The organism is Sedimentisphaera cyanobacteriorum, assembly GCF_001997385.1.
In the GTDB taxonomy this organism is placed as follows: Bacteria; Planctomycetota; Phycisphaerae; order Sedimentisphaerales; family Sedimentisphaeraceae; genus Sedimentisphaera; species Sedimentisphaera cyanobacteriorum.
Genome location: NZ_CP019633.1, coordinates 1,942,603 through 1,967,061, shown reverse-complemented (window position 1 = coordinate 1,967,061; position 24,459 = coordinate 1,942,603). Strand labels below are relative to the sequence as shown.

The following is a 24,459-nucleotide window of genomic DNA, read 5'->3' as shown; positions in this document are numbered from 1 at the left end:
ATTGCAGCATGATGATTTGCATTTTGCCAAAAAAATTGCCGCGCACAAAGGCGATTCGCCAAGGTTTGTTTATTATCGTTTATGCATTGCATTTCATCTTATGCGAGTGTTTGGGAATAACGAGCCTGCTTGTCAAAGATATTCATCGTAAAAGCCTATTAAGCAAACATCAATACGCCCTGTTATACTCTTTCTTTGAAAATTTAAAATTTGTAATTTAAATCAGCAGGCCGATTTACAAGCGACCGGAACAGCAGGAAATGGCGAATTTTCTACCCCCGCAAAAATCCACGCAGATTGTGCGCCCAAAGGCGGATTTTGGCGAACTCAAACGAACGACACAAACTTAAAATCAAGGAATATTGAAAGCAATAAAAACGCCCCTGAGAGCCCCCAAAACGGCGATTTTAAGGGCTTGCAAGGGGGTAAAAAGGAAGTACGCCCGGCAGGATTCGAACCTGCGACCTTTGGATTAGGAATCCAATGCTCTATCCAACTGAGCTACGAGCGCTTAAGCAGAAGCGCAAATTGTATTAAACAATCGGTAAAATTCAAATGAGATGTGAAAAAATATTCTGAATTCGGACGGCAAGCTGGATTTTGAGAAATTTTATCAGCAGTTTTCTGGAATTGTAAACGCCTCGGCTGGGTGGTTAATTCAGGGCATAAAAAACGGCAGAGTTTTTCTCTGCCGTTTGGAAACCTTTTACAGATTAGCTGGAAATATGATTAAACCAAGCCTTGGTCTAACATCGAATCAGCAACTTTAACAAAACCTGCGATATTTGAACCCATCAGGAGGTTGCCCGGCTGACCGTATTGTTCAGCAGTGTCGAAGCATTGCTGGTGAATAGCAGCCATAATCCCTTTGAGCTTCTCATCAACCTCTTCGCGTGTCCAAGACAGACGCTGCGAGTTCTGCGACATCTCCAATCCGGAAGTAGCAACGCCGCCTGCATTAGCAGCCTTTGCAGGACCGTAGAGTATCTTGTTTTCAACGTAGAGTTCCTGCGCTTCAGGAGTGCTCGGCATATTTGCTCCCTCAGAGATAACATAGCATCCGTTGTTGAGCAGTGTTTGGGCTTCTTCTTTCCCGATTTCGTTCTGAGTAGCACTCGGGAAAGCACAATCGCATTTAACGCCCCAAGGATTTTTGCCTTCGTAATATTCTGCGCCAAACTTGTCAGCATATTCCTTAATGCGGCCGCGTTTTACATTCTTTAGCTCAAAAACAAATGCAAGTTTTTCATCATCGATACCGTCTTTATCGTAGATCGTTCCCCCAGAGTCTGACAAGGTAACAGCCTTTCCGCCCAGCTCATTGAGCTTTTGCACAGTGTATTGTGCTACGTTTCCAGAACCAGATACCGCACAAACTTTTCCTTCAAAAGTTTCATTGCGTGTCTTGAGCATTTGTTCTGCAAAGTAAACAGCTCCATAACCGGTTGCCTCCGGACGAATCAATGAACCGCCCCAGTTTAAGGCTTTGCCGGTTAATACGCCTTCAAATGCGTTCTTGATTTTTTTGTATTGGCCGAACATATAACCGATCTCGCGTCCGCCAACTCCGATATCTCCGGCAGGTATGTCTGTATTCGGGCCAATGTGTCTGCAAAGCTCTGTCATAAAGCTCTGGCAGAAACGCATAACTTCACTGTCACTCTTGCCTTTAGGATCAAAATCAGCGCCGCCTTTCCCGCCGCCAAGAGGCAGAGTTGTAAGAGAGTTTTTGAAAACCTGTTCGAAACCTAAGAATTTCAGAATACTTGCATTTACTGTGGGATGAAATCTCAACCCGCCTTTATATGGCCCAAGAGCACTGTTGTATTCAATACGAAAGCCTCTGTTCACATGAACGCTGCCGTTATCATCCTGCCAAGGAACGCGGAACATAATCTGCCTTTCCGGCTCTACGATGCGTTCAAGGATCTTTGCGTCAACATATTTGGGGTTCTTTGCCAATACCGGAGCAAGCGAATCAAGCACTTCTTTTACTGCCTGAAGGAATTCCACCTCCCCAGCATTTCGTTGGCAAACCTTCTCGTAAACATTTTGGATTAGATTAGCATCTGACATTATTAAATCACCTTAAAACATTAAACATTTTATTTTCAATCAATACAGAAATAAGCATTGATTCTCATTACTAAAAACAAAAACACGCCGGCTTTTTGTTCTTGTAACTATTTTTATAACTTGGGCAATAAGATCTTGTCCGTGGAATTATGAAACAATACATTCACTTATTTAATTCGCCCTGTTAGCCTTGGCTTCATCCTGCACAACAGGATATTTTATTCCTGCCGAGATACAGTAACAAGATGAGTTCACCCTAAAAGCAACTGGAAAATTCTAAGAAAAAAAATCGCTTTGTAAACAGATAAGGCCGATTGAAGAAGGTTTTTCTAACCTTTTACAGTTTGACCCGTCTTTTAGCGGCTGCGTCAAACTGCGCAAACGCAAGTTGAGAGATGATAAAATCCTGCTGATTTGAGCGATAGCTTTAACAGCTTTGTCGCAGAATATCTTTGTTCTGAATAATGTGTAATGCTTTAACGGAAAGATTTATAAAAGGCTAAAACGAAATGTAAAAAGTTATTTGTTTTGCTTTTTCTTAAATTGAGGGCGGGCAAAAGTGAGATGAAATTAAAAAAGACTGGATTTTTCTTAGCCTTTGCTTTTCAGGCATTTACAAACCCTCTGAAACTGCTCAATTCAAAAATTTTCCGCGCAAAACCTTAACATTCGCTCTAAGGGTGAGAGGGCTAATTATTTCAGCCTTGTTTTAGAGAATACTTTTAGGAGAAGGAAGAATGGAATTTGATTTTTCAAAGCTCGGCTTCAGGCTGGATGAAGGTTTTGTCCGCTGGCTGATAGAGAAATACCAGCCGGCAAGGGCGAGAGAATTCCGCAAGCTCTACGAATATTACAGCAACTGCAGATACAACTGCTCGGCCGGCCAGATGCAGCAGGCACAAATACAAGGCCTGCCTGAACGAATCCGCGGCAGCGCAGAGAAGGGGATAGGCCGCAAGGAAGTTGTAATCGAGAACGATATCGGCTGGCGGATAAATTCGATGAACGATTTTCTCTTCGGCCGGCAGATTCGAATCAAAAGCCTTTCGAAAACCAGAGACAAGGCTCGAAAGATTGAATCGCTTTTGAATGAAGTTTTTGAGGCAAACGGAGGCAGTGAATTCTTTATGAGCCTAGCCCTTCTCGGCAGCGTGTACGGCTTTGTTGATATCCTTCTGCGCATTGAAGGGCTTTTCAGCGAAAATGCCGAAGCGAGGGACGTGAAGCTGGATCTTGTACCTGCTGAGAGGGCTCTTCCCGTCCTTGAGGAAGGTGATGCAGGCCGAATCAACTGTTATCTGCAGAATTTCCGAATGGAGATAAATCAGGCAGGAGATTCCGGCATAGGCGGGCTTAGCCGCAAACAGATTCAGGTAACAGAGCTTTTCAGCCCTGAGCTTTTCCAGCGGTTTCACGACGGCCGGCTGGTAAGCGAGCTGCCCTGCCGGATACCTGAGCTGCCAGTAGTTCACATACAGAATATAAGCCGTCCGCAGAGCTACGAAGGGGCGAGCGATGTTGCCCCGCTGATACCCCTTCAGGACGAGCTGAACACCCGCCTTAGCGACAGGGCTTTCCGCGTAACGATGCAGTCTTTCAAGCTCTATCTGGCTAAAGGCCTTGAAGACCCGGGGGCAAAAGAGGTGGTACCTGGGCGAATCTGGTACACATGGAATCAGGACGCAAGCATTGAGCAGTTCGGCGGAGACAGCGCATGCCCGGGAGAGGAGAGCCATATAGACCAGATACGTGCAGCGATGGACAAGATAAGCGGAGTAACCCCGCTGGCTGCCGGGGTATTGCGAGGAAAAATCGGCAATCTCTCCAGCGCAGTTGCACTCAAAATGACGCTTATTGGGATCCTCAGCAAAAACGAACGCAGAAAGGCTGCTTACGGAGACGGAATAAGGCAGCTCTGCCGAAAGCTTCTGCTTGCGTTAGATTCTGCGGGGATTTTTAAGACGAGTCGGGAAGAAAGGAAAGTGGAGGTCGTGTTTGCCGATCCACTGCCCGAAAACACTACAGATAAGCTCAATGAAGCTATTCTCAAAAAAGAGGCAGGGCTTCCGGAGGAGGAGGTCTTCAGCGAATTTGGGGCTTATCCGAAAGAAGAAACAGGCTGAATCGAAGGCCTCGAAATATATTAATTTAAGTTTAGAAGGAGATTTATCATGGAAAAGAAAAATCAGAACATTCCGCCTGAAGGCGGCAGCTTGCCCGCTGAAGAGCTCAAGGCTGAAAATGAGCGGCTTAAGTTCGAAAAAGAAGCCGCCAAATCCCTCGCTGAAAGCGGGATTATCGATCTGGATGCAGGCTTGGCCCTTTGCAGAGAGAAGCAGAAACAGAATCCCGAAAAGAAGCCAGAGGAGCTTGTAAGCGGGCTCAAGGAGAAAAAGGCCTATCTGTTCCGAAGCAGGCCTGCTGAGCTTCGCAGCAATATCGCTCAGGCAGCCGAGCAAACCGAGAACCAACTTGAGGGAGCTGCCCGAAAAGCAGCTCAGACCGGCAGACCCGCAGAGGTTAGCGAATATATGAGAGTCCGCCGGGAAAAAACTGAAAACACAAATTATTAATATGAAGGAGTAAATTATGAGTTTTACAGGAAAAGCAACTTTTACAGCTGGAGCGGAGCTGCCGGAAATAGCCGAAGACGTGTCTGATGTTATTGGGATTGTTTCCCCTTATGAAACACCTCTTCTAAGCGAAATCGGAGACCCGCAGAGAGAAGCACGCAGTACATATCACGAATGGCTTGAAGACAGCCTGCTTGCAAACAGCGATGTGATAAACGATCAGGATATTACCATGCCCGGAAGCTGTCCTGAATTTGATGTGGCCGATATAAGCAAATTTCGCATAAACGATCAGATCCAGCCTGAAGGTTCTTCTGAGGTAATGCTTGTTATCGGCAAAACTGGCAGCACGCTCAACGTTACCCGAGGCTACGGCGGAACATCCGCCGAGCCTATAGAAGACGGCCAGAGGATCAATATCATCGGCCCTTCGGCAGTGGAAGGCGAAGACTTTCCCGAAAGCCGCTTTACCGCCAGGGCAAGACAGGGCAACTGGACTCAAATCTTCACCGCAGGTGTTGAGGTGAGCGGGTCTAATATGGCAGCAGACCACATAGGTATCGCCGAAGAGATGGACTATCAAAAGCAGATGCGTCTGCGTGAACTGCTCAGGGATTTGGAGAATACCGTTATAAACGGTGCTATGGCGCAGTCTTCCCCGGCAGGAACCGCTTCGCAAACAAGGACGATGCGCGGAATAATCCGCCACATTCAGACAAACATCTTCCAGGCGGGCTCAGGGGACGTTCCGGATGGAGATGTGCTAACAGAGAATATGCTCAACTGGGCACTGAGGCAGATTTGGGAGAAAAGCTGCGGGAATGTTGATATGATCGTTGCCGGCGGGGCTCAGAAGCGAAGGATAAACTCCTTCCTCGAAGGCTCGCGCTGGTACGGCCCTGAAGACACCAGAGTCCGCAGCGGGGTTCAGATGTACGAAAGCGATTTCGGCGTGTGCAGGGTAATTCTCTCCAGATGGGTCCCCAGCGGTACAATCCTCCTGCTTGATTCCTCGCGGGTAAGCGTGATGCCTCTAACGGGCAGAAGTATGCACTTCAAGCCGCTTGCATCCAGTGGGGATTATGAACGAGGCGAGCTTATAGGGGAATACACCCTCGAGCTCAAGAACCAGCAGGCACACGGAATCATAACCGGGCTTGTATAAAAATTAACCGGCCGCTTCGGGGCAAAACCTCGAGGCGGCTTTTTGAGAAAGGACAGACAAAATGACAATGCTTTGCAAAGACAGCGACCTTTTAGCTTTTGAGAGCAGGATATTCAAGGCAGAAGGACTCGAGCAGTTTATCGTTGTACGCGGAGGCGGGGCGAGCATATCCGGCAGCTCGCTAACTTGCGGCGGCGTGGATTTCATTGCCGCAGGCGTGCAGGAAGGTTTCGCAGTTTACGTGAATGAGCCGGAAAGCGGATTTGAAGGCTATTTCAGCGTTTTGAGCTGTGATGCATCTAACCAGCTCACAATCGCCCCGCCCGCAGCACAGGGACTTCAGGCGGGAGAACTGTTCAGCATAGGCTCTCTGAATCTGCTGATTGCAAGCTTCAGCGCGGTGATTGAGGCGGTTTCTCTGGAGCTCTGCTCGCTGATGGGTATAAGGCCTGCTGTAAGCGATGCCGAGTTCGGCGCGGAGGATATTCTCGACAGCAGGCTCACAGCAAACTGCGCGGCCGCCGGAGCTCTCGCCCAGCTTATGCTCAGCGCTCAATGCGGCAATCCCGATGCGGATGAGGCTCTGCTCTCAGATAAGCGGGAGATGTATGAAGAGCTGTTCGAGAGGAGCAAAGAGGCTCTTATAGTTGAAATGAGGAATGCCGAAGGCAGGCAGCGGAAATACTGCTTCGCCTGCGGCGAGCTGGAAAGGGGGTGAGGATTATGTCTATGGCAAGTGTATTTTCGGCAGTGCGTACGGCCTGCCAGCTTATTGTTATCGGAGGGCTTATAATCGGCAGCTGGAGCGACCTGCAAACCAGAATCACTTCTTTGCAGAAAGATGTTGAGATGATAAAGCTCCAGCAGCAGAGTTCGGCAGGCAAATTCGATGTTTTGAGCAAAAGGCAGGCCGAGCAGGGAAAAGAAATTGCTGTTTTAGAGAATCAGATAGAGATGCAGAAGGAGATGAGGAAATGAAAAATTGTATTTGTATTATCCTGCTTGCCCTGTTTGCAGGCGGGTGCGGGGCTTTCAGGCTTGCCCCGGGCGAGGTGCAGAAGCAAAACGCCCATCTGCTCGGCCGGACAATCGGTCTTGCTGAAAAACAGGCGGAGGCTGAAGGCAGTGAGAGAATCAAGGCCCTTGCTGGGCTTGCAGCAAAGCAGCACAGCGCTGTGGCTGAATATATGGGAAAGCCAAAGCAGCCGGCAAATGCCCCAAACTATGATTCACTGAAAAAGAATATGGCCGGCAAGATAGCAGAGGAGGCTGGTTTGCAGGCATCCGCCGGAACCGCAGGCTACAGCCTCTTCGATCCGCTGGTTAACATTGTTATAGCTCTTTTCGGGATTTTCGGCGGGGCAGGTGCTGCAAAGGCTGCCGCTGCGGCTTCTGTAGTTCGCAAGAAACTCAAGGCGCTTGAGGAAATCGTGAAAGGAAATGAGGTGATGAAGAAAAACCAGCCGCATACGAAAATACCGTTCAGCGAGGCCCAGGTAGGGCAAAGCAAATCCACAAAACAGATCGTGCGGCAGGTGAAAGACGAGGCCGGCTGATAACCGGCAGCGGGCAGGCATTAATTTGCCTGCCTTTTTTTTATGCCATTCCGGAAAACATCTTTACCAACGGGGAATTTGTAAGTTATACACTGCCGGCAGTATGCCAAAACAGGCTAAGCCTTCTGAAAAGGTTCTTGCAGAAATCAATTTTTCTTGACTTCTACGGTGTGATTTGAGATAATTTAATCGCAATAGAAAAAACCGCAGAGGGAGGCGTTTATGAATTTGACAGTTCTCAAAGACGGCGAAAGCGTTAATGAACTTCGTTTTGACAGCGGCCCGATAAGGGTCGGCAGGGAGATTGGTTCAGAAGTTTTTCTGCCGGATTCATCTGTATCAAGGAAGCATGCCGTAATGTACAACGACGACGACGGCAACTGGGTAATTGAAGACCAGCATTCCTCCAACGGCACAAAAATCAACGGCAAAGAGATTTGGAAGGCGATTATCAAGCCCGGAGACGTTATAAACATATCCTGCTTTGAGCTTCGCCCCCGAATTCACAAAAACAAGGAGCGTCCGAGGGCGGCGCACCTCGAGGATACAGTTGTTGAAGGGCTGGATGTTTCAGAAAGCGTTGAAATAAAGAGCAGGGACATCATAACGCGGAATATGCGTTCGGACGATAACCCTATGCTGCGTCTGAGCAATGATAGATTCCGCAAGATTCGCGAGCACCTTGCGGACGTTCTGCTCATAGACGAAACCCCCAAATTGCTCGAATACTGGGTAAGAACAGTAATAAAAGACCTCCACGCCTGCCACAGCTGGGCAGGAGTGCTGAATTCTGAAGCGACAAGCGTTCTTGAGTCTTACGGGAGAAACAGGGACTCCACGAAAGTAACGTTTGACGATATCAAACTGAATAACCATATCATATATTCCATAAAGCAGATGGAGCACGTCTTAGTGCCGAGGATGCTCAGGGCAAATCAGAAATTCAACCTTCGCTCTGCTCTGATTGTTTCTTTCGTGCTGGAAGACAGCACAAGGTTTGCTGCTTATGTGGACAATACATGCGAACAGGAGCATTACGCAATTACAGATTTAGACTATCTTGTTATATTCGGAGAGATGGTCGCAGCCAAGATTGATGCTGTAATTAAGAAATCAGGAAAGCAGTAGAGCGAAAAAATCAAAAAGAATTGAATTTTTTCAGCAAATATTCTTGATATAAGCAGCTAAAACATTAAAATTCCCTATTCTCTTTTGCCCAGGTGGCGGAATTGGCAGACGCGCTAGGTTGAGGGCCTAGTTCCCGTTTTAGGGAGTGCTGGTTCGACTCCAGTCCTGGGCATTTTTTATGCGCGGAGATTCTCGCACCCCGCCTGTATATGCTCATAAAACGCCCCGAAAAACAATTCATCTGCCCCAAGCCCTTTAATCACGAGTTTTAACAGGAAAGCAGAAATCTAACAAAAAAATTATTAACGTCCCAAAGTTTGTGGGTTCTGTACTTTTATAGTCTTTAGAGCAAGCATTACATTGTCCAATAACCTCAGTTTTTCGTGCCAGTATTTTTCCCATTGATTTTCTGAAGTAAATCTTTTAATGATAATTCTGGCCATCTTTGCCGCTCCTTCTTCGCTCCAGCCAAATGCGATGCGTTTAAGGCGTCGACCAAGCTCTCGCATCATCCGTTCTATCATGCTGGAAACCCGCGGAGTTACAATACCTGTCTCCAGCCAGCGGCGAGCATAGCTGAACATATTTTTAGCTGAACGGTTCAGGTAATCGGCTGCTATTTTATATCCCTTCTCCAGCAGTTTGCCTATCAGCTTATGAAGATCACTTTCGGCACTATTGACAGCATCTTGCAAATCTTTCTTGTCATCATCACAGACCTTTTCAAAATCTTCCTCGGGAATTTCAATACCAATTACGGCATTCAATTCTTTCTGCTTTTGCTTACGTTCAAGTTTGCCGGCATCATCCTTCCACATCGTATAATTCAGATCCCGAACCAGGTGCCAATGGCTTCTTTGGCTATCATTGCAAAGTTTGGCCAGACTCTTAACCAGACCTGTTTCGCCCTCGCTTACAAGCATATCGGCAACAAGCTCTTTGTTCTTACGTTCGCCCTTGACCAGCGAGGATATCTCGTCCCAGCTTTTACCGCTGAATGCCCCTAAAGGCACCACAGAACTACTTCTGGTGACTCCTAAGGCAACTCTGAGCTCACCGCGATTACTTATGCGTTTGTCCTTATCGGGCCGACGCTTAAAGCCGGTGCCGTCAGCAAAAAGAAGACTGAATGTATCTGTGCCGGTATCAATCTGATCGCAGTCGGTCTGTACAACCCAGCGATGGGCAGTGCTCTTTGGAACAGGTATGCTGCCGATAGATTCAAGATGAGTGCTGCTTCGGCGATAACTTTGTTCGCTTACAATTTCTGTAACCAGCTTTTCCAACTCCAATGTCTTTGACTGGTAGGGTGCAAGGCCTAAAAAATCTCTCAAAGGAGTTATTGTCTTGCCGCATTTAACGCACTTTAAGCGACGCCAGCTAATCTTGACTGTGCCGACAGAAGTCCTGAACTGGCGAAGAGACCTGTCATGATATTCAAACCGCTCATTGCAGCAGCATGATTGGCCGGTATTATCCGATTTACCTTGAACAATGTTCATACATATTCGCTCATCAATCAACTGAAGAATCAGGCTTACAAAACCTGCCATAGCCTCAGTTTCAAATAACTCTTTGGTCCTGAAAACCAATTCATCTAAAGAAAATCCATTTTCTGATGTGGCACTTATCAGTTCTAATGATATAATGTTCTGCATGGCTTGAGACTCCTGTGATAAAAGTATTATCTTATCTATAACACTATATCACTTCTCAAGCCTTTTGCAATTTATCCACAAACTTTGGGACGTTATCAAAATTTAGGGCTCCCCCGTCAGAGAAGAGGAGCCCGTTAAAGGCCTTACCCAATTGCTTCCGGCCCTTTTTGTCCTGTTCTTATCCTGATACATTCCTCGAGGTTGATTATGAAAATTTTTCCGTCTCCGATCTCGCCTGTTCTTGCTGCATTTGTGATAGCTTCGACTGCAGCATCTGCAAACTCATCGTTGACAGCAATCTCGAGGCGAACTTTCTTTAAGAGGTTCACATCAAACTCAACGCCTCTGTAGCTTTCGTGATATCCCATTTGTGCTCCGCAGCCGAGCGAGTTTGTAACGCTCATCTTTGCGATATCCTTCTTGGAAAGCTCTTCCTTCACCGCTTCAAGTGCGTGAGGCTGTATGTATGCAATTATTAGTTTCATCATAATTTCTCCTTTTATTAAAGCTTATGTAGTGCTGAAGACCTGGAACCCTGCATAGGCTTCGTTTCCGTGTTCGGTAATATCGAGCCCTTTGAGCTCTTCATCCCTGCTCACTCTCAGCCCTACAGTGTACTTAATTGCAGAGAACATCAAAAATCCAATTCCGAATGCCCAGATGAAGTATGCCGCAGTTCCCACGAGCTGAACACCGAGCTTGCCTGCTCCGCCGCCGTAGAAAAGGCCGGTACTGGTTTCGGCGAGTCCGAGGGCTGCCTCAGCATTGAAAAGCCCGCAGGCTATTGTGCCGAATGCCCCGCATACCCCGTGTACGGACACCGCACCAACTGGGTCGTCGATCTTGAGCCTGTCGAATAAGTACACGCTGAATACCACGATCACGCCTGCACATAATCCGATTATGACAGCTCCAAACGGGGTAACAGTGTAGCAGCCTGCTGTTATTGCTACCAGCCCCGCCAGAGCCCCGTTGAGACTCATTGAAGCATCGGGCTTGCCGTTTACCATCCAAACTGTCGCCATAGCTGCGATAGCTCCCATAGCGGCTGAGAGGTTCGTGGTTACTGCAACCCTGCCAATCTCGCCGTCGCCGATGGTGGTTGAGCCCGGGTTAAACCCGAACCATCCGAACCAGAGGATAAAAACGCCTAAGGCAGCGAGGGTGATGTTGTGTCCCGGGATAGCCTTGGGCTTTCCGTCAGGGCCGTACTTCCCGAGCCTCGGGCCGAGAACTATCGCACCTGCAAGAGCGAGCCATCCGCCTACAGAATGCACTACGCTTGAGCCTGCGAAATCTGTGAAGCCGCTGCCGAGGTTTTCGAGCCATCCGCTGCCGTTGGCAAGGCCGCCCCACGCCCAAGACCCTGAGATCGGATAGATAAGTCCGCATATCAGGACGCTGTAGAACATATAAGAGCGGAACTTAGTCCTGCCGGCCATAGCACCGGATACAATCGTTGCTGCAGTGCCTGCGAATACAGTCTGGAAGATCAGGAACGTCCAGTCCCAGCTTGCAGGGTCGCCTTGTGAGCCGGCTATCATAAAATCAGATGTGCCGAAAAAACCGTTCGTTTCCCCGAACATAAGTCCGAATCCGAGAAAGAAAAAGGTGAGGGTGCCGAGTGAAAAATCCATCAGGTTTTTCATTATGATGTTCACTGAATTTTTCGCTCTTGTGAACCCTGCCTCAACCATCGCAAATCCCGGCTGCATAAAGAATACCAGAAACGCTGCGATGCACGTCCATACAATGTTTAGGTTGTTCTGCAGTTCGGCCTTCAGTTCGACGAGGCCGCCGGCGTCCGCAGCCGGCTCTGCCGCAGATAACGTACCTGCAAGCAGCAGAACAATTGCAGCAGTTGTAACTTTGTTCTTCATAGAACTCTCCTTTCAAAAAGGGACAAAAATACAAATTGGAAGCGAGCTTTTTTAACTTTTCAAACCTGCTGTTACAATTGATGTGCCAAAACAAAACGAAAAAAGCAAAATACGCTGCAAACACCTGCAATAAAAGTACTTACTAAATAAAATAAAAATTTTCACCAAAAAAGTATGCTACAAATTTGTTTTAATATTTGCATATAAATACAATATTGTAACTGATTTCAGTTTTAACTGCGTTAATGCAGAAATAATATTAAGCAAATATCTAACTTTTTTCTTAAAGTTAAGCATTTGCTTAATAACATACGGGGTGAGGTAAAAATAAATGTTAATTTTTCGGAGGAGAGAGAAAAATGGATGAAAATCTTTACGACCACCGCCAAGCCATGCGTGAGAAAGTGGAAGATATGCTCAGAGCTGCCCGCGGACTCAAACGAAAAGACCGAAAGCTTATAGAGCAGTACTTCCTTGAGGGCAGAAGCATCACAAATCTGGCAAAATCTCGCAGAAAATGCCGCCAGACCATCTCGAGCAGAATCAGAAAACTGCTCAAACGGCTCAGAAACTACAACGCCTGCTACCCCCGCAGCACGCTGGGCGGGGCGATCGCAAGAGATTATTTCCTTCGCGGGATGAGCATTCGCGAGATAAGCAAAAATCGCAGATGCTCAGAATACAGAGTTAGAAAGCATATCAGGCTCGCTGAAATTTACAAAAAGAAGAAAGCGGGGGCTGAACGGTGAAACGAAAAAAGATTCAAATTGATTCGTCTATCCCCAGAAGATACTCACTCAGCAGGAGAAGCGGGATAATAATGCAAACCTTCGGGATAAGCGAAAGCCGCTTGAGCGAGAAGTTTCGCCTGAAGGTTGATTTCAGCTTCTCTGAGGCGGAGATAGTGCTGATTAAAGGGCCGAGCGGAGCGGGGAAATCCACCCTGCTTTCGAGCATCAAAAGCTCGCTGCCGGAGGAGAGCTTTACGGATTTAGATGGCCTCGAATTCAGCAGGCAATGCAGCATTATAGACTGCTTCCCCACGCTTACCGGCGGCATGAAAAGACTTAGAGAAACAGGCCTTGCAAATGCTTGGAGCATGATTAAGCCTTTCAGCGCTCTCAGCGTTGGGGAGAAGTTCCGTTTTCGCCTTGCCGTTGCGCTTAGCAGGAATGAGCAAACGATTATCTGCGATGAATTCTGCAGCAGTCTCGACTGCACTCAGGCCAAACTTCTCTCAGCAAAGCTGCGTCTTGAAGCCCTGAGAACCCGAAAGAGCTTTATACTGTGCACAACTCGTCAAGAGCTTGAAAAATTCCTTATTCCCGAAGTGGTAATTACGCTCAGCCGAACAGGCAGGCCGGAAGTGAGACGGAAAGGAGGGGCAAATGCTTATTGAACTGCCAGAGCTGGTTATCCGTCGCTGCGGCGCAGAGGAGTATGACGGTTTCGAAAGATGGCACTACTGCGCCTCACGTCCCGGGCTGGTGTGCGAGGCTTTTCTGCTTCGAGGGATTGCAGGCGAGAAGGCCGGAATTATCACATTCTCCTACCCGCCTGCAAACTGTGCCGGCAGGAACGCTGTTTTCGGTAAACTCTTAAAACGCTTCCCGCAGGCCGGCGGCCAAAGGCTGAGAGCGGTAAACGCTCATTTCAGGATTGTCTCGAGAATTGTAATACTCCCGGAATACCGCGGGCTGGGCATCGGAAGAAAATTTCTGATCAAAACCGTACAATTCTGCAGTGCAGGCTGCGTTGAGGCGCTGAGCGCATCTGCAAGGCTGGGGAATCTGTTTGCCTCTGCGGGTTTCAAGAGGTGCAGGCCTGCTGAGAGCGAGAAAAAGATGCGTTTGAAAGCACTGCTCACTCAAAACAGGATTCCACTCGCCCGGACATCAAAAGCCCAAAGAAAGAAAGCTCTCGAGAATGCCTCATACGCACAGAAAGAAAAGATTCAAAGAGCAGCAGTAAATCTTCTCAAGAGCTACGGCTCTCTATCCCGAAGGGCTGAAGGAGAGATTCTCGAAAAGGCAGTTGAGAAGCTCGAGCTTAAACCCGAATACTGCTTTTTTATCAAAAACCCAAAACTTATCAGAGAGGCGGAAAAATGAGCAAAAAAATGGAAACCTTTATTGCCGAGATTTTCGAACCTGCAATCAGCCTTGAAGAGGCTTTCGAGAAAAACCAGCTCAGCATAAAGGCCCTCGACAAGCGTCTGAAAAATGAGAACTGCCGTGAAGAGATGCTGAATAAGATTGAAACCGTGAACCTGCTTACCCAAGTCGTTCTTGCGAAGGCAGGCCTAACTGCGGCGGAGAAGCTTGCCGGCCTTGCATGCTGCGACAAAGAAGAAACGGCAAGAAAAGCCTGCATCGACATTATGCAGCTTAGGAAAGAGCTCCTGCAATGCAGACAGGAATCTTCTGGCCCAACCCTGAGCGAGGAGAAAAAGGCAAAACTGCTTGAAATTTTGGCGGAATAAGAAGGTGAAATAAAATTTGTTTTCGATATAATCGCCGCTTTTCAGAACGGTAAAATGGTTATCATCAAAATGAGTTAGAATTATGAAAATAGCATTAGCATCAGACCACGCAGGTTTTAAGTACAAAGAAAAGATCAAAGAGTATCTCAGTGAAAACGGCTGGGCTGTTAAAGACTTCGGTACATACACTAAACAGTGTTGCAGTTATCCGGATTTCATAATCCCTGCAGCAAGAGCCGTTTCGGAGGGAATTTGCGATAGAGGCATTGTTCTTGGAGGCAGCGGCAACGGCGAGGCTATAGCCGCCAACAAGATCAGGGCAATCCGCTGCGCGCTCTGCTGGAACAACAGAACCGCAAGGCTCTCCCGTATGCACAACAACGCAAATATGCTCGCTATAGGTGAGAGAATGATCTCGATAGAGGCCGCTTATGAAATCGTGGATATATGGCTCAGCACTGAATTTGAAGGCGGAAGGCATATCAAACGCATCGAAGCGTTAGAGAATCTGGGCAGTTAGCTGCCCTGAATAGAAAAAATGTTGAGGAGAAGGAAAAATGAAAACTCAAAACGAAAACCATTTGAGCTCGGTTCTCTCTGCGCTTAGAACTGAGCCTCCAAAAAACCGCAAACAGCTCAAGGGCTACATAAAAACTTTTCTCGGGGTATCCCTGCCTGATAAAAGCCTCTCGGGTGCAGCAAGCCCCTTCGATTATCTCTGGCATGCATACTCCACCGAGCTTGAAGGAAGGCCAAACGGCGACTGTCTGGTGTGGGCAAACAGGGGCGGAGGAAAAACTCTCTGCGGAGCAGTGCTAACTGTGCTGGATGCCGTGCTTCGCCCGGGCTGCAGCATCAAAATCCTCTCAGGCTCGCAGGAACAGGCAAGGCGGATGTATGAATATGCTGCCCGGTTTATGGAAGAGGGATTCCCCGATATGCTCAGCGGAAAGATTACCAAAAGCTCGCTCAGGCTTGAGAATTCAAGCAGTGTAGAAGTGCTCACTCAGTCTTCAAGGAACGTGCGGGGAAGGCATATACATAAGCTCCGCTGCGATGAGATCGAACTTTTCGATCCGGAGGTTTATCAGGCTGCTCAGTATATAACAAAATCCGGCAATGGCATAACGTCTGCCATGGAGGCCGCATCCACAATGCACGAACCGTACGGGATAATGTCCGAGGCGGTAAGCACGGCAAAAAAAGCCTGTATGCCCGTATTTAGATGGAATCTCTGGGATGTAATCGAAAAATGCACCGAGAGAACCTGCTCAAGCTGCCCGCTCTGGGAAGACTGCCGCGGCATTGCAAAAGATGCCGGAGGCTACTACCGCATAGACGATGCTGTATCTCAGATGAACAGGGCAAGCAGGAGCAGCTGGGAATCGGAGATGCTGTGCAGAAAGCCTTCGGCAAGCAGGTGCGTTTTCCCCTCGTTCGAGAGGAGCGTGAATGTATGCAGGCAGGATTTCAGCGCAGCGAGAAGGCTCTTTCGCTCTATAGATTTCGGCTTCGTGAATCCGTTTGTATGCCTCTGGATAGAGCAGGACAGCGCGGGGAATGTTTTTGTGATCAAAGAATATGTGGCAAGGCAGAAAACCGCTGCTGTAAACTGCGAAAATGTTCGAAAGCTTACGCCCAAAACAGCGAGCCTTGCGGGAACATTCTGCGACCCGGCAGGCTCCCAGACATCTCAGATTAGCGGAACAAGCGTTGTAAGCGAATTCCGCAAGCAAGGGATAAATCTCAGGTGGAAGGCCAGCCGAATCGCCCCGGGACTCGAGATGATAAGGCAGCATATTAGAAATGCAGCAGGAAGGCCAAGGCTCTTTATAGACCGCTCCTGCGTAAACCTTATTGAGGCGATGGAAAGCTATCATTACCCCGCTAAATGCACCGGCGATGAACTTCCGGAAAAAGATGGGATATACGACCATTACATCGATGCCCTTCGCTACTTCTTCGTAAATCTCGAATCAGACAAAGGGTTTGTGGCGAAGTATTAAACTCGCTCAATGGAAATTGATAATCTGCGGCGCTGATAAAAAAACGGCTTATACAGGCAAACTCAGAGAGCCTGCTTATAAGCTAATCAGCGTCGTAAATCAGCACCTTCTCGAACATATTGCTGCATTCGTTGAGGAATGTTTTGTGCAGCGGGTCTGTCTGGTACTTATCGTGTTTGCCGATGTCCTCGAACACAACCGTAAGAGCGAAATCGTAGCTCCTGTCTATCACCGGCCGGTCGGTGCTTGCTGGAGTGCCGATATAAACCGAATGAGCGGCAGGTATCTGCTTGAGCGTTTCGAGCTTTTCCCTGAAAAGATACAGCTCGGCCTCGGAGAGGTCTTCCTTGAGCCAGAAAAATACTGAGTGTACTAGCATAAATATTCCTTCTGCTTCTAAAAAACAGATTTCACAATATCGTTTATTGCTTTTCTTGTATGCCCGTTGGCATTATTGGTAATTATCGAGAATATGTACGTTCCCGAATCAGTAAAGCAGTATCCTGCAAGCGCTTTTATGCCTGTCATAGTACCGCTCTTTGCGAATATTCTACCTTTGAAGGCAGGCTGGGTAAAGTATCTTTTTACCGGGCCTGAACCGCTCACCCCGCCGACTGCAAGGGTATTCTTGAATTCCTCGAAATTTTCCTGCTCATACTGATGCCTGAGAACCGCAGCGAGAACTTCTGCTGTGAGCCGGTTCCCACGGCTGAGCCCGCTTCCGTCTCTAACTTTAACGCCATCCAGCTCTGCCCCGCAGCTGGCGATGAATTTTTCCGCCTCACCTGCAAAATTCTCCCACTGATTCCTTCGCAATCCGTTTTCCGCAGGGATAGTTTTCGCAATACATTCCGCTGCAAGATTCACGCTGTCGCTGTTGGCCATCTCCACAGCTTCAAGCAGAGGGGTTTTGTAGCTTTTAATGAGGCGTGCTCCGGAGGTGTCTGCATTTGATTCAAGCAGTTTTCCGGTGAGATTTACCCCGTTCTCAGAAAGCTCTTCAGCAGTTAGGCAGGCCAGAAAGAGAGCCGGCCTGTGCACAGGCACCTCCACAGGGCGAGCCTGATAGCCGCAGTCGCCATGGATTGTGAAGCTGTTTTTGTTTATTTTACGCGAAATCCAAACTGTATTTCTCCTTGAAGAGGTGTAGTCTGCTTGGTTGTTAACCTTCAGAAAGCTTGTTTCAGGCTCTGAATCCCATAAAACCTGCCCGCCGGCAGGCCAAACTTCGAATTCAGCGCAGTTAAGCCTATAGCTGACCCCGCTTATTTCAGGCTGATAGCTCCGGTTGATCTCTATTACAGGCCAGTCGGGGTGCTGAAGCTGGTCGTCGAAGAACGTGCTGTCTGCAACAATATTGCGGATTTCACTGATGCCCATTCTTTCAATCTCAGCAGAAATATCAGCTGGTATATCCTCATCCAGCCCCAGGGCGGGGTCTCCGGAGCCTTCGATTATTAAATCTCCGCCGTCAGAGCAGTAAACCTGAGTGCTGTATTTGTAGCTCTCGCCGAGCTTCTCGATCGCTGCGGAGGTGGTGATTAGCTTCATTGTGGAGGCGGGGATGAGCGAGACCTTCTCGGAGAGCTGATATTCCGCCTGCCCGCTCTCAGCATCCATAATTACTACGCTTAAATCAACGCCGTCGAGCTTTTCCCTCGCAGCTACGGCCTGAACCTTTTCGGCAATACCAGCCTGCAGACCCGCCGCAAGCAATAGTATCATAAGCTGAAATACATACTTCAATTCGTGCATCCTTTCAGAATCTTCAAAAACGGCAGGCATTTTAGCCGAATCGCCCGCCAATGCAAGATTTCCAAACATCAGCAAATGAAAAAGTGCGAAAAGGCTCGAAAACAGTTCTTTACCGGGCAATAACAAGAATATTTTGAAACTATCCCTAATAATTTGCATAAATCACGTTTCGGCATACATTATTATATTGAAAACTAAAATCATAAAGGAGACTCTTATGTTGGCATTACGTTTTGCGCTGGCTTTGCTTTCAGTTTCAATTTGTGCTCATGCAGCAGAGATTGATAATTTCTCTATCGGGGATAACATCAAAGAAAGCCGCCCGCGGATAATTTGGACAGACCAGAGACATCAGCGTTTGAATGAGCTGAAGGAAGAGAGTAAAGAGCTTTCAGCGATTTATCAGGCGGCATTCACGCAAGCAGAAAATATGCTCGGATTAGAGCCTGTGGAGGAGAAGAAAATCGGACGAAGGCTTCTGAGTAAATCCCGCGAGACAATTGAGCGCGTGCTGTACCCCGCCCTGTGCTGGCGCATTACAGGCGAAAGGCGTTTTCTCGAGAGCGCAGAAGCAGCAATGCTCAACGCCGCAGGCTTTGAAAGCTGGAACCCGTCGCATTTTCTTGATGTAGGCGAGATGACCTGCGCACTCGGCCTCGGGCTGGACTGGCTCTACAGCGACCTTCCAGAGGCAAGCCGAAAGAAAATAGCAGATGCGATTATCGAAAAAGGTCTCAAGCCCTCGCTGAAAGGCAAACACTGGTGGGCAAGGGCAGATATGAACTGGAATCAGGTTTGCAACGGCGGGCTGACAATCGGAGCTCTTGCAGTTTATGAGAGATCGCCGGAGATTGCAGGGAAGGTTATTAAAAGAGCGGTTCGAAACATCCCTCCATCGATGGAAGTTTACAAGCCGAACGGCTCCTATCCCGAAGGCCCGGGCTACTGGAAATACGGAACGTCTTACAATGTAATCTTCCTCGATGCCCTTCAAACCGCCCTCGGCACAGACTTCGGGCTCTCGGATATGGAAGGTTTCCGCAAAACGGGCGAATTCTACAGCTTCGCCACCGGCCCGAGCGGGAAATACTTCAACTACTCCGACGGCGGGAGCGGGAGAAACTTCAGCCCTGCTGCGTTCTGGCTTGCCGGCAGATACAACAAACCCTCATGGACAGTACACGAAATCAGAGAAATCTCTGATATGCCCAAGGCCGATTTCTCAGGCACGCCTCACGGGAGATTTTTCCCTCTCAGCCTGCTCTGGGCAGAAAAAGATATGCTCAAAAACCATATTCTGAAAGGCAGTTCTGCTTATTTCAGCAAGGGGATTAACCCAATAGCAATCCTGAGTTCTAATCATTTCTATATTGGCCTGAAAGGCGGAACACCATCAGCCAACCACGCCCACATGGACGCCGGTTCGTTCATACTTGATACTGAAGGGATTAGATGGGTTGCTGACCTCGGCTCCCAGAGATACCACGATTTGGAAAAGAGGGGCATAAAGCTCTGGCAGGGCTCGCAGAGTGGTCAGAGATGGACAATCTTTCGCCTCAACAATTTTTCTCACAACACCCTCGTAGTGGACGAAAAGCTTCAGCGCGTGAAAGGCTTCGCTCCAGTAAAGCCTGCGCCGGAGAGAAGGCTTGCCGCAGAAACCGATCTCAGCGAGATATACGAAGGGCAGCTTGCCTCCGCTGCGCGCGTAGCTGAGCTTGCAGGCAGAAATGCAGTGATAGAAGACGCTATAAAAGCAGAGAACGCCTGCACTGTCCGCTGGGCATTTATGACGAAGGCAGATATTGAAATCTCAGGCAATTCGGCCGTGCTAAAACGCAAGGGGAAAGAGCTGAAATTCAAGGCGCTCTCGGATTCGTTCGTCCCAAAGCTCGAAATCTATTCAGCAAAAGGGCCGAGGGAGTATGATGCGGAAAACAGGGGGGCAAAGATGCTCGGATTCAAATTCCAGCTCAAAAGCGGCGAGAATGTAAAGCTCAAAGCAATATTTACGAAAAATTGAAAACAGCTTCACAGGAAAACAAAAAGGCAGGAGTATCGAACTTCTGCCTTTTTTAATTCGGTTTTCAGTGCTTGCCAAGAACTGTCTACCAGTATGAGGGCGGGCGTACATTGCATTTTTGAGCCCAAGCGTTGTAATCGTCCTCCAGCTCTGCCACCTTATCGGGATGCTGAGATGCCAGATCGTTCGTTTCGGTTCTGTCTGCCTCCATATCATACAGCTCCCAAGGCTGATTTGCTATTGCCACTAATTTCCACTTGCCCTTCCGGCAGCAGCGATGCCCTTCATGCTCAACGCATATATACTCGTGTCCATCGCGGGTTCCTTTGCTGAATATTGGAGCAAGGCTCTTGCCTTCCAGCGGAGTAATCTGGTTGCCGTTGTAGGTCTGGGGGTAATCAGTGCCGGCAAGGTCAAGGCAGGTTGCCATAATGTCTGTGATATGGCCGGGCTCGGGGGTAATCATTCCGTGCTTTTTGATAACAGCAGGCCAGTTAGCAATCAGCGGCGTTGATATTCCGCCTTCATGCGTCCAGTGCTTGTATCTTCTGAACGGGACATTGCTCACATTCGCCCAGGACTGCCAGTAGGCTGTCGATGAATCGACCGTTCCTATCTGGCCTTCTTTTTTATTGTAGTCCTCCGCGCATGCCCCGTTATCGGCAAGGAACATTATCAGCGTGTTGTCTCTTATTTCCAGCTCTTCGAGCTTTTCAACCAGCTTCCCGATATTCTGATCCATAGAATCTATCTGGGCAGCGTAAACAGCCATCCGGAGGTCCATCTCGTCCTGATCAACGTCAGACCAGTTTAAAACCCCTGCGTCCGGCTCGGATACATCCCAGCTCGGGTCTATAATCCCCATCTTCTTCATTCGCTGGAATCTCTCTGCCCGAATCCCGGGCCAGCCTCCTGCAGCCTTGTATTTGCCTCGATATTTATCTATATCTTTCTGTCTTGCATGCAGAGGCCAGTGAGGGGCAGTGTAAGCCAGATACAAAAAGAACGGCTCTTTCTCACCAGCGGCCTGCTCCACAAACTGATTTGCATACTTTGTGAATTCATCTGTTATGTAAAAATCTTCGTGGTTTGCGTTGATCTTTTTGTCGTCCAGAACGGTTACGTTCGGATTGATTCTGAAATAATTGCTCGCCCCGACAATCAGTGCGAAGGATTTGTCGAAGCCTCTCTGCACAGGCCAGTGGCCTCTTTCACGGTCTTCGCCTACGTGCCATTTGCCGGACATTATCGTATGATAGCCGCCCCGCTTAAGCCCCTCTGCGATAGTGATGCATTCTTTGTTGAGCCCGTCTGTGTAGGCAGGGCTGTCTAAAGTTTCTCTTTTGTTCTCAGCCCAGTCGTCTGTCATCCAGCCGATACCCGCCTGATGTGGATGTATGCCTGTGAGCAGAGACGCACGCGTTGGGCAGCAGCGGGCGCTGTTGTAGAACTGGGTAAAGCGAATGCCCCGAGCAGCAAGCTTGTCGAGGTTTGGGGTTTCAACCTCAGAGCCGTAGCAACCTAAATCTGCAAACCCCATATCGTCTGCAAGAATAAGAATGATGTTTGGACGTTCTTCTTTGGTTACCTTCATGCTGTTATTGGCAAAAAATGTTTGCCCGCTCACTGCTGAGCCGAAGGCGGCACCAAACGTGCAGCCGGCTAATTTAACAAAATCTCTTCTTTTCATAATGCATCCTGTATATTAACATTTTATATGTAATAAATCTTACCCAAAGGTTAATCCTTTGAACTGCGCTTAATATCAAGCCCTATCGAATCAACAAAAATCGCTCCGCTGCCTCTTTGTCCTGACCCGGCCTCAAGACCTATAACAACAGAGCTCACATTAGATAGATTCGCTCCTTTCGAAGCAAATTCGCTCAAAGGCTTCCTCACTCTTGTCCAAGGAGACCATTTTGACTCTATAACCTGCTTTTCGTTTTCTGTGCATGTGATTTTCGCTTTGTTTCCTTGCGAATCTTCGAGCTCAATATAAACATAAGCTGGAGAATTCTCGGGCGCGCCGCGGAAATAAAAATCGAGAACCTCAGCTTCGCATTTTAGCCAGTCTTGGGCGTTAGCGAATGTTCTTTGAGCTTCAGAATAATCGATTTGAGTGTCATATTCAAGCCTCATAGACTGCCCGTCCGCCTCAAAGCTAAGGTTTATCGATGCCCCGTTGGAAGGTTCGCCCGCTCCATCCTTCCAGAAACTTTCAAGCTGGGATTTTTCCGTGTATTGATCAAAATATTCTACCCTTCTCGGCGAATTATAAAGCAGAGGCAAAACATCACTCACTCCCTCTAATTCAGGCTTTTCCGGATCGTATGCCCTCACTCTGAAATAGTACTGCCTTCCAATTGCAAGCTTCCCGCCTTCAGGCTTCCATAAAGGCTTGCTGAGACCATCAGCCTTTTCGGCAATTTTTCGAAAATCCGAATCTTCAGCAATCACAGCCTCATAAAGGGGCTCTGTAATGTCCCGAGGAGGCTTCCAGTTTAGCGTTAGTTCCGGCAGATGGCCATGAGCTCTCAGACGGTCAGGCTCTGCTTTGAGTCTTTGGGTCGTGAATTTCCATACCCTGCCCTTCCACCGGCTGTCAGAAAAGTCTGAATTACGCTGGTCAACACGCCAGTAATACGTTCTCAGAGGCATTAAATCTATTTCCTCATCAGGCAAATCTATCTTATAACGTCCGATTTGCCCAGAGCCTGTAAGACGGGCAGATTCCAAATATACACCCCGAGGCTCGCTCGGGCTTGCTCTTGAGACATCATAATAATTGTTTCCGAAATAAACATCCTGCTGCTTTGAATGTATCCCCGCCAGCCACGAGAGAGAACCTATCGAAACTGGGACATTCTGGCGGTTTGCAGGCCTTGGCCCCCAAACACTTTTCTGCTCCATATCCTCTATTATTTCGTCTTCCGACAGCGCTGTATCATATATCTTTACTTCTCCCAGATAGCCGACCATCGCCTCACGCGGTGCCGAACCGCCTGCCTGAGCAGCGCCGCCGAGATGAACATACCCGTCTTTGCCTTGAATCCGAGTATTAATACGCTGATCTATACCGGCAGTTTGAGCTCTTTGGCGGCCGTCAAAATAAAACTTCACTTCAGGTGTGCGGGTTTCACCGTCGCCGTTGAAATCATCTACAACAAGCGCTGCATGATGCCAGCAGTTCAGCGAAATATCACCTGAATTCAGGGCAAGGGCGTTCCCGTTAGCAACTTCAAAGCGAAGACGCTGATCCTCTACAAGAAGGCGGAAGTATTCCCCGCCTCGCCCAGTACCGCCGTACTGAAGTAGTGTGTGGCGATGTTTGCTGCTGAGCAGATAAAACCATACCGTTACAGTACGCTCACGACCGCCCTGAACGCCGCGGGAATCTGTAAGTACCCAGTCGTCTCCGTCAAATTCCAGAACGCTGCCGCGCTCGGAATCACTATGCCAGCTCGGACCGTGTGTTCCCTTTTTGTTCCCCTGCATCAGAGTTCCTGAGCTCTCAGCCCGCCCGCTGCCGGAAACTGTAAAGCCGCTGCCTTCGTTAAACTCCCAGTGGTTCAGAAGCCCTGCCTGAACTGAAAAGCCTATAAAACAAATAATTACAGAATAAATATTCAGCCTCATATAAAATCCTTCAGATGAAACGTAAGCAAATAAGTCTTTTTAATTTAATGCCGTTAATAAAAACCGGTCAGATTCTACTGCCCTTACGACACCTGTTAATATGAGATGCTGCTGAATTTTTGCAATTTTCACCGAAATTTATGATAATCCAATCTTATCTCCTGCTTAGAAAATCCTCACGGGACAAAATTAAAAGACTTCTAATTGAAGGAATCTTTATAGCTATGGCTGTTCAGGACAACAGAAAGCCGCGTCTGCGATATGATTGATTTTGAACAACAAAGCACCACAAGGGAACGAAGATTATTATAAAGAATTATATGACAAGACTTTAGTTGCATTTAAAAATCTGAACAAACAGTGCAGTCTTTGAACAAAACCCTTCGCTGGCTTCATGGCAAAACGAAATAGAAAATTTGCGTAACCCGCCTATAAAAGCCCTGCTCGCTGCAAATCTATAAAGAGGCTTCGGCTTTATTGGGTTTTAGCTCTGTTTTTCCGTATATATTTGCCTTGACATT

22 protein-coding genes and 2 tRNA genes are annotated in these 24,459 nt (G+C 48.0%); 15 read left to right on the top strand and 9 right to left on the bottom strand.

Annotated elements, in window-relative coordinates; translation table 11 throughout:
- Positions 1 to 437: 437 nt before the first annotated feature.
- Both L21SP3_RS07970 and gdhA read right to left on the bottom strand, forming a co-directional pair.
- Positions 438 to 511 (bottom strand) — tRNA-Arg (locus L21SP3_RS07970).
- Positions 512 to 729: 218 nt separating this feature from the next.
- Positions 730 to 2,076, bottom strand: a complete 1,347-nt coding sequence (gdhA, locus tag L21SP3_RS07965) for an NADP-specific glutamate dehydrogenase (RefSeq protein WP_077540375.1) — start codon at positions 2,074 to 2,076, stop codon at positions 730 to 732.
- Between the two features lie 737 nt (positions 2,077 to 2,813).
- Between gdhA and L21SP3_RS07960 the strand changes: the two genes are divergently transcribed.
- The 8 genes from L21SP3_RS07960 to L21SP3_RS07925 all read left to right on the top strand — a co-directional run bounded on the left by L21SP3_RS07960 (position 2,814) and on the right by L21SP3_RS07925 (position 8,670).
- The gene (locus L21SP3_RS07960) at positions 2,814 to 4,199 is read left to right on the top strand and encodes a phage portal protein (protein ID WP_077540373.1); all 1,386 of its coding nucleotides are present in this window, start codon (positions 2,814 to 2,816) and stop codon (positions 4,197 to 4,199) included.
- 48 nt (positions 4,200 to 4,247) lie between these two features.
- A complete protein-coding gene (locus tag L21SP3_RS07955) occupies positions 4,248 to 4,649 on the top strand; it encodes a hypothetical protein (protein WP_077540371.1) in 402 nt (133 codons plus the stop codon).
- A 16-nt stretch (positions 4,650 to 4,665) separates the two neighbouring features.
- On the top strand, positions 4,666 to 5,814 hold the full coding sequence (locus L21SP3_RS07950; protein WP_077540369.1) for an SU10 major capsid protein: 1,149 nt from the start codon (positions 4,666 to 4,668) through the stop codon (positions 5,812 to 5,814).
- A 61-nt stretch (positions 5,815 to 5,875) separates the two neighbouring features.
- On the top strand, positions 5,876 to 6,532 hold the full coding sequence (locus L21SP3_RS07945) for a hypothetical protein (protein ID WP_077540367.1): 657 nt from the start codon (positions 5,876 to 5,878) through the stop codon (positions 6,530 to 6,532).
- Positions 6,533 to 6,543: 11 nt separating this feature from the next.
- A complete protein-coding gene (locus L21SP3_RS07940) occupies positions 6,544 to 6,792 on the top strand; it encodes a hypothetical protein (RefSeq protein ID WP_123785169.1) in 249 nt (82 codons plus the stop codon).
- The gene (locus L21SP3_RS07935) at positions 6,789 to 7,370 is read left to right on the top strand and encodes a hypothetical protein (RefSeq protein ID WP_077540363.1); all 582 of its coding nucleotides are present in this window, start codon (positions 6,789 to 6,791) and stop codon (positions 7,368 to 7,370) included. Before L21SP3_RS07940 ends, L21SP3_RS07935 begins: the two co-directional genes overlap by 4 nt.
- A 222-nt stretch (positions 7,371 to 7,592) precedes the next feature.
- Positions 7,593 to 8,498: an FHA domain-containing protein gene (locus L21SP3_RS07930; RefSeq protein WP_077540361.1), complete on the top strand. Its 906-nt coding sequence runs from the start codon at positions 7,593 to 7,595 to the stop codon at positions 8,496 to 8,498.
- Between the two features lie 86 nt (positions 8,499 to 8,584).
- Positions 8,585 to 8,670 (top strand) — tRNA-Leu (locus L21SP3_RS07925).
- A gap of 130 nt (positions 8,671 to 8,800) precedes the next feature.
- Here the strand turns inward: L21SP3_RS07925 and L21SP3_RS07920 are convergent.
- The 3 genes from L21SP3_RS07920 to L21SP3_RS07910 form a co-directional block, all read right to left on the bottom strand.
- The gene (locus L21SP3_RS07920) at positions 8,801 to 10,156 is read right to left on the bottom strand and encodes an ISH6 family transposase (protein ID WP_077539037.1); all 1,356 of its coding nucleotides are present in this window, start codon (positions 10,154 to 10,156) and stop codon (positions 8,801 to 8,803) included.
- Positions 10,157 to 10,299: 143 nt separating this feature from the next.
- A complete protein-coding gene (locus L21SP3_RS07915; protein ID WP_077541899.1) occupies positions 10,300 to 10,641 on the bottom strand; it encodes a P-II family nitrogen regulator in 342 nt (113 codons plus the stop codon).
- Between the two features lie 24 nt (positions 10,642 to 10,665).
- Positions 10,666 to 12,036 (bottom strand): ammonium transporter, encoded by a 1,371-nt coding sequence (locus L21SP3_RS07910; RefSeq protein ID WP_077540359.1) that lies wholly within the window; start codon positions 12,034 to 12,036, stop codon positions 10,666 to 10,668.
- A gap of 359 nt (positions 12,037 to 12,395) precedes the next feature.
- On the opposite strand from L21SP3_RS07910, the gene L21SP3_RS07905 reads away from it, so the two are divergent.
- The 6 genes from L21SP3_RS07905 (at position 12,396) to L21SP3_RS07880 (ending at position 16,524) form a co-directional block, all read left to right on the top strand.
- Positions 12,396 to 12,785, top strand: coding sequence for a hypothetical protein (locus L21SP3_RS07905; protein ID WP_077540357.1), 390 nt, complete (start codon positions 12,396 to 12,398; stop codon positions 12,783 to 12,785).
- Complete coding sequence (locus L21SP3_RS07900) at positions 12,782 to 13,435, top strand: ATP-binding cassette domain-containing protein (RefSeq protein ID WP_077540355.1); 654 nt, start codon at positions 12,782 to 12,784, stop codon at positions 13,433 to 13,435. The genes L21SP3_RS07905 and L21SP3_RS07900 overlap by 4 nt, the downstream gene beginning before the upstream one ends.
- On the top strand, positions 13,425 to 14,147 hold the full coding sequence (locus L21SP3_RS07895) for a GNAT family N-acetyltransferase (protein ID WP_077540353.1): 723 nt from the start codon (positions 13,425 to 13,427) through the stop codon (positions 14,145 to 14,147). Before L21SP3_RS07900 ends, L21SP3_RS07895 begins: the two co-directional genes overlap by 11 nt.
- The gene (locus L21SP3_RS07890) at positions 14,144 to 14,518 is read left to right on the top strand and encodes a hypothetical protein (RefSeq protein WP_077540351.1); all 375 of its coding nucleotides are present in this window, start codon (positions 14,144 to 14,146) and stop codon (positions 14,516 to 14,518) included. The genes L21SP3_RS07895 and L21SP3_RS07890 overlap by 4 nt, the downstream gene beginning before the upstream one ends.
- A gap of 82 nt (positions 14,519 to 14,600) precedes the next feature.
- A complete protein-coding gene (gene rpiB / locus L21SP3_RS07885) occupies positions 14,601 to 15,038 on the top strand; it encodes a ribose 5-phosphate isomerase B (RefSeq protein ID WP_077540349.1) in 438 nt (145 codons plus the stop codon).
- Positions 15,039 to 15,075: 37 nt separating this feature from the next.
- The gene (locus tag L21SP3_RS07880) at positions 15,076 to 16,524 is read left to right on the top strand and encodes a hypothetical protein (RefSeq protein WP_077540347.1); all 1,449 of its coding nucleotides are present in this window, start codon (positions 15,076 to 15,078) and stop codon (positions 16,522 to 16,524) included.
- A gap of 82 nt (positions 16,525 to 16,606) precedes the next feature.
- On the opposite strand, the gene L21SP3_RS07875 is transcribed toward L21SP3_RS07880, so the two are convergent.
- Complete coding sequence (locus L21SP3_RS07875; RefSeq protein WP_077540345.1) at positions 16,607 to 16,903, bottom strand: Dabb family protein; 297 nt, start codon at positions 16,901 to 16,903, stop codon at positions 16,607 to 16,609.
- Between the two features lie 17 nt (positions 16,904 to 16,920).
- Positions 16,921 to 18,270, bottom strand: coding sequence for a D-alanyl-D-alanine carboxypeptidase/D-alanyl-D-alanine endopeptidase (dacB, locus tag L21SP3_RS07870; RefSeq protein WP_161488148.1), 1,350 nt, complete (start codon positions 18,268 to 18,270; stop codon positions 16,921 to 16,923).
- Between the two features lie 226 nt (positions 18,271 to 18,496).
- On the opposite strand from dacB, the gene L21SP3_RS07865 reads away from it, so the two are divergent.
- A complete protein-coding gene (locus L21SP3_RS07865; RefSeq protein ID WP_077540342.1) occupies positions 18,497 to 20,302 on the top strand; it encodes a heparinase II/III domain-containing protein in 1,806 nt (601 codons plus the stop codon).
- Positions 20,303 to 20,387: 85 nt separating this feature from the next.
- Here L21SP3_RS07865 and L21SP3_RS07860 read toward each other — a convergent pair whose 3' ends face one another.
- The gene (locus L21SP3_RS07860) at positions 20,388 to 21,992 is read right to left on the bottom strand and encodes an arylsulfatase (protein WP_077540340.1); all 1,605 of its coding nucleotides are present in this window, start codon (positions 21,990 to 21,992) and stop codon (positions 20,388 to 20,390) included.
- Positions 21,993 to 22,042: 50 nt separating this feature from the next.
- Complete coding sequence (locus L21SP3_RS07855; RefSeq protein WP_077540338.1) at positions 22,043 to 23,938, bottom strand: LamG-like jellyroll fold domain-containing protein; 1,896 nt, start codon at positions 23,936 to 23,938, stop codon at positions 22,043 to 22,045.
- Positions 23,939 to 24,459 lie beyond the last annotated feature (521 nt).

What these genes read in the sequence shown, in the direction of transcription:
- gdhA (WP_077540375.1), bottom strand. Translation starts at nt 2,076, where the DNA reads ATGTCAGATGCTAATCTAATCCAAAATGTTTACGAGAAGGTTTGCCAA.
- L21SP3_RS07960 (WP_077540373.1), top strand. Translation starts at nt 2,814, where the DNA reads ATGGAATTTGATTTTTCAAAGCTCGGCTTCAGGCTGGATGAAGGTTTT.
- L21SP3_RS07955 (WP_077540371.1), top strand. Translation starts at nt 4,248, where the DNA reads ATGGAAAAGAAAAATCAGAACATTCCGCCTGAAGGCGGCAGCTTGCCC.
- L21SP3_RS07950 (WP_077540369.1), top strand. Translation starts at nt 4,666, where the DNA reads ATGAGTTTTACAGGAAAAGCAACTTTTACAGCTGGAGCGGAGCTGCCG.
- L21SP3_RS07945 (WP_077540367.1), top strand. Translation starts at nt 5,876, where the DNA reads ATGACAATGCTTTGCAAAGACAGCGACCTTTTAGCTTTTGAGAGCAGG.
- L21SP3_RS07940 (WP_123785169.1), top strand. Translation starts at nt 6,544, where the DNA reads ATGGCAAGTGTATTTTCGGCAGTGCGTACGGCCTGCCAGCTTATTGTT.
- L21SP3_RS07935 (WP_077540363.1), top strand. Translation starts at nt 6,789, where the DNA reads ATGAAAAATTGTATTTGTATTATCCTGCTTGCCCTGTTTGCAGGCGGG.
- L21SP3_RS07930 (WP_077540361.1), top strand. Translation starts at nt 7,593, where the DNA reads ATGAATTTGACAGTTCTCAAAGACGGCGAAAGCGTTAATGAACTTCGT.
- L21SP3_RS07920 (WP_077539037.1), bottom strand. Translation starts at nt 10,156, where the DNA reads ATGCAGAACATTATATCATTAGAACTGATAAGTGCCACATCAGAAAAT.
- L21SP3_RS07915 (WP_077541899.1), bottom strand. Translation starts at nt 10,641, where the DNA reads ATGAAACTAATAATTGCATACATACAGCCTCACGCACTTGAAGCGGTG.
- L21SP3_RS07910 (WP_077540359.1), bottom strand. Translation starts at nt 12,036, where the DNA reads ATGAAGAACAAAGTTACAACTGCTGCAATTGTTCTGCTGCTTGCAGGT.
- L21SP3_RS07905 (WP_077540357.1), top strand. Translation starts at nt 12,396, where the DNA reads ATGGATGAAAATCTTTACGACCACCGCCAAGCCATGCGTGAGAAAGTG.
- L21SP3_RS07895 (WP_077540353.1), top strand. Translation starts at nt 13,425, where the DNA reads ATGCTTATTGAACTGCCAGAGCTGGTTATCCGTCGCTGCGGCGCAGAG.
- L21SP3_RS07890 (WP_077540351.1), top strand. Translation starts at nt 14,144, where the DNA reads ATGAGCAAAAAAATGGAAACCTTTATTGCCGAGATTTTCGAACCTGCA.
- rpiB (WP_077540349.1), top strand. Translation starts at nt 14,601, where the DNA reads ATGAAAATAGCATTAGCATCAGACCACGCAGGTTTTAAGTACAAAGAA.
- L21SP3_RS07880 (WP_077540347.1), top strand. Translation starts at nt 15,076, where the DNA reads ATGAAAACTCAAAACGAAAACCATTTGAGCTCGGTTCTCTCTGCGCTT.
- L21SP3_RS07875 (WP_077540345.1), bottom strand. Translation starts at nt 16,903, where the DNA reads ATGCTAGTACACTCAGTATTTTTCTGGCTCAAGGAAGACCTCTCCGAG.
- L21SP3_RS07865 (WP_077540342.1), top strand. Translation starts at nt 18,497, where the DNA reads ATGTTGGCATTACGTTTTGCGCTGGCTTTGCTTTCAGTTTCAATTTGT.
- L21SP3_RS07860 (WP_077540340.1), bottom strand. Translation starts at nt 21,992, where the DNA reads ATGAAAAGAAGAGATTTTGTTAAATTAGCCGGCTGCACGTTTGGTGCC.
- L21SP3_RS07855 (WP_077540338.1), bottom strand. Translation starts at nt 23,938, where the DNA reads ATGAGGCTGAATATTTATTCTGTAATTATTTGTTTTATAGGCTTTTCA.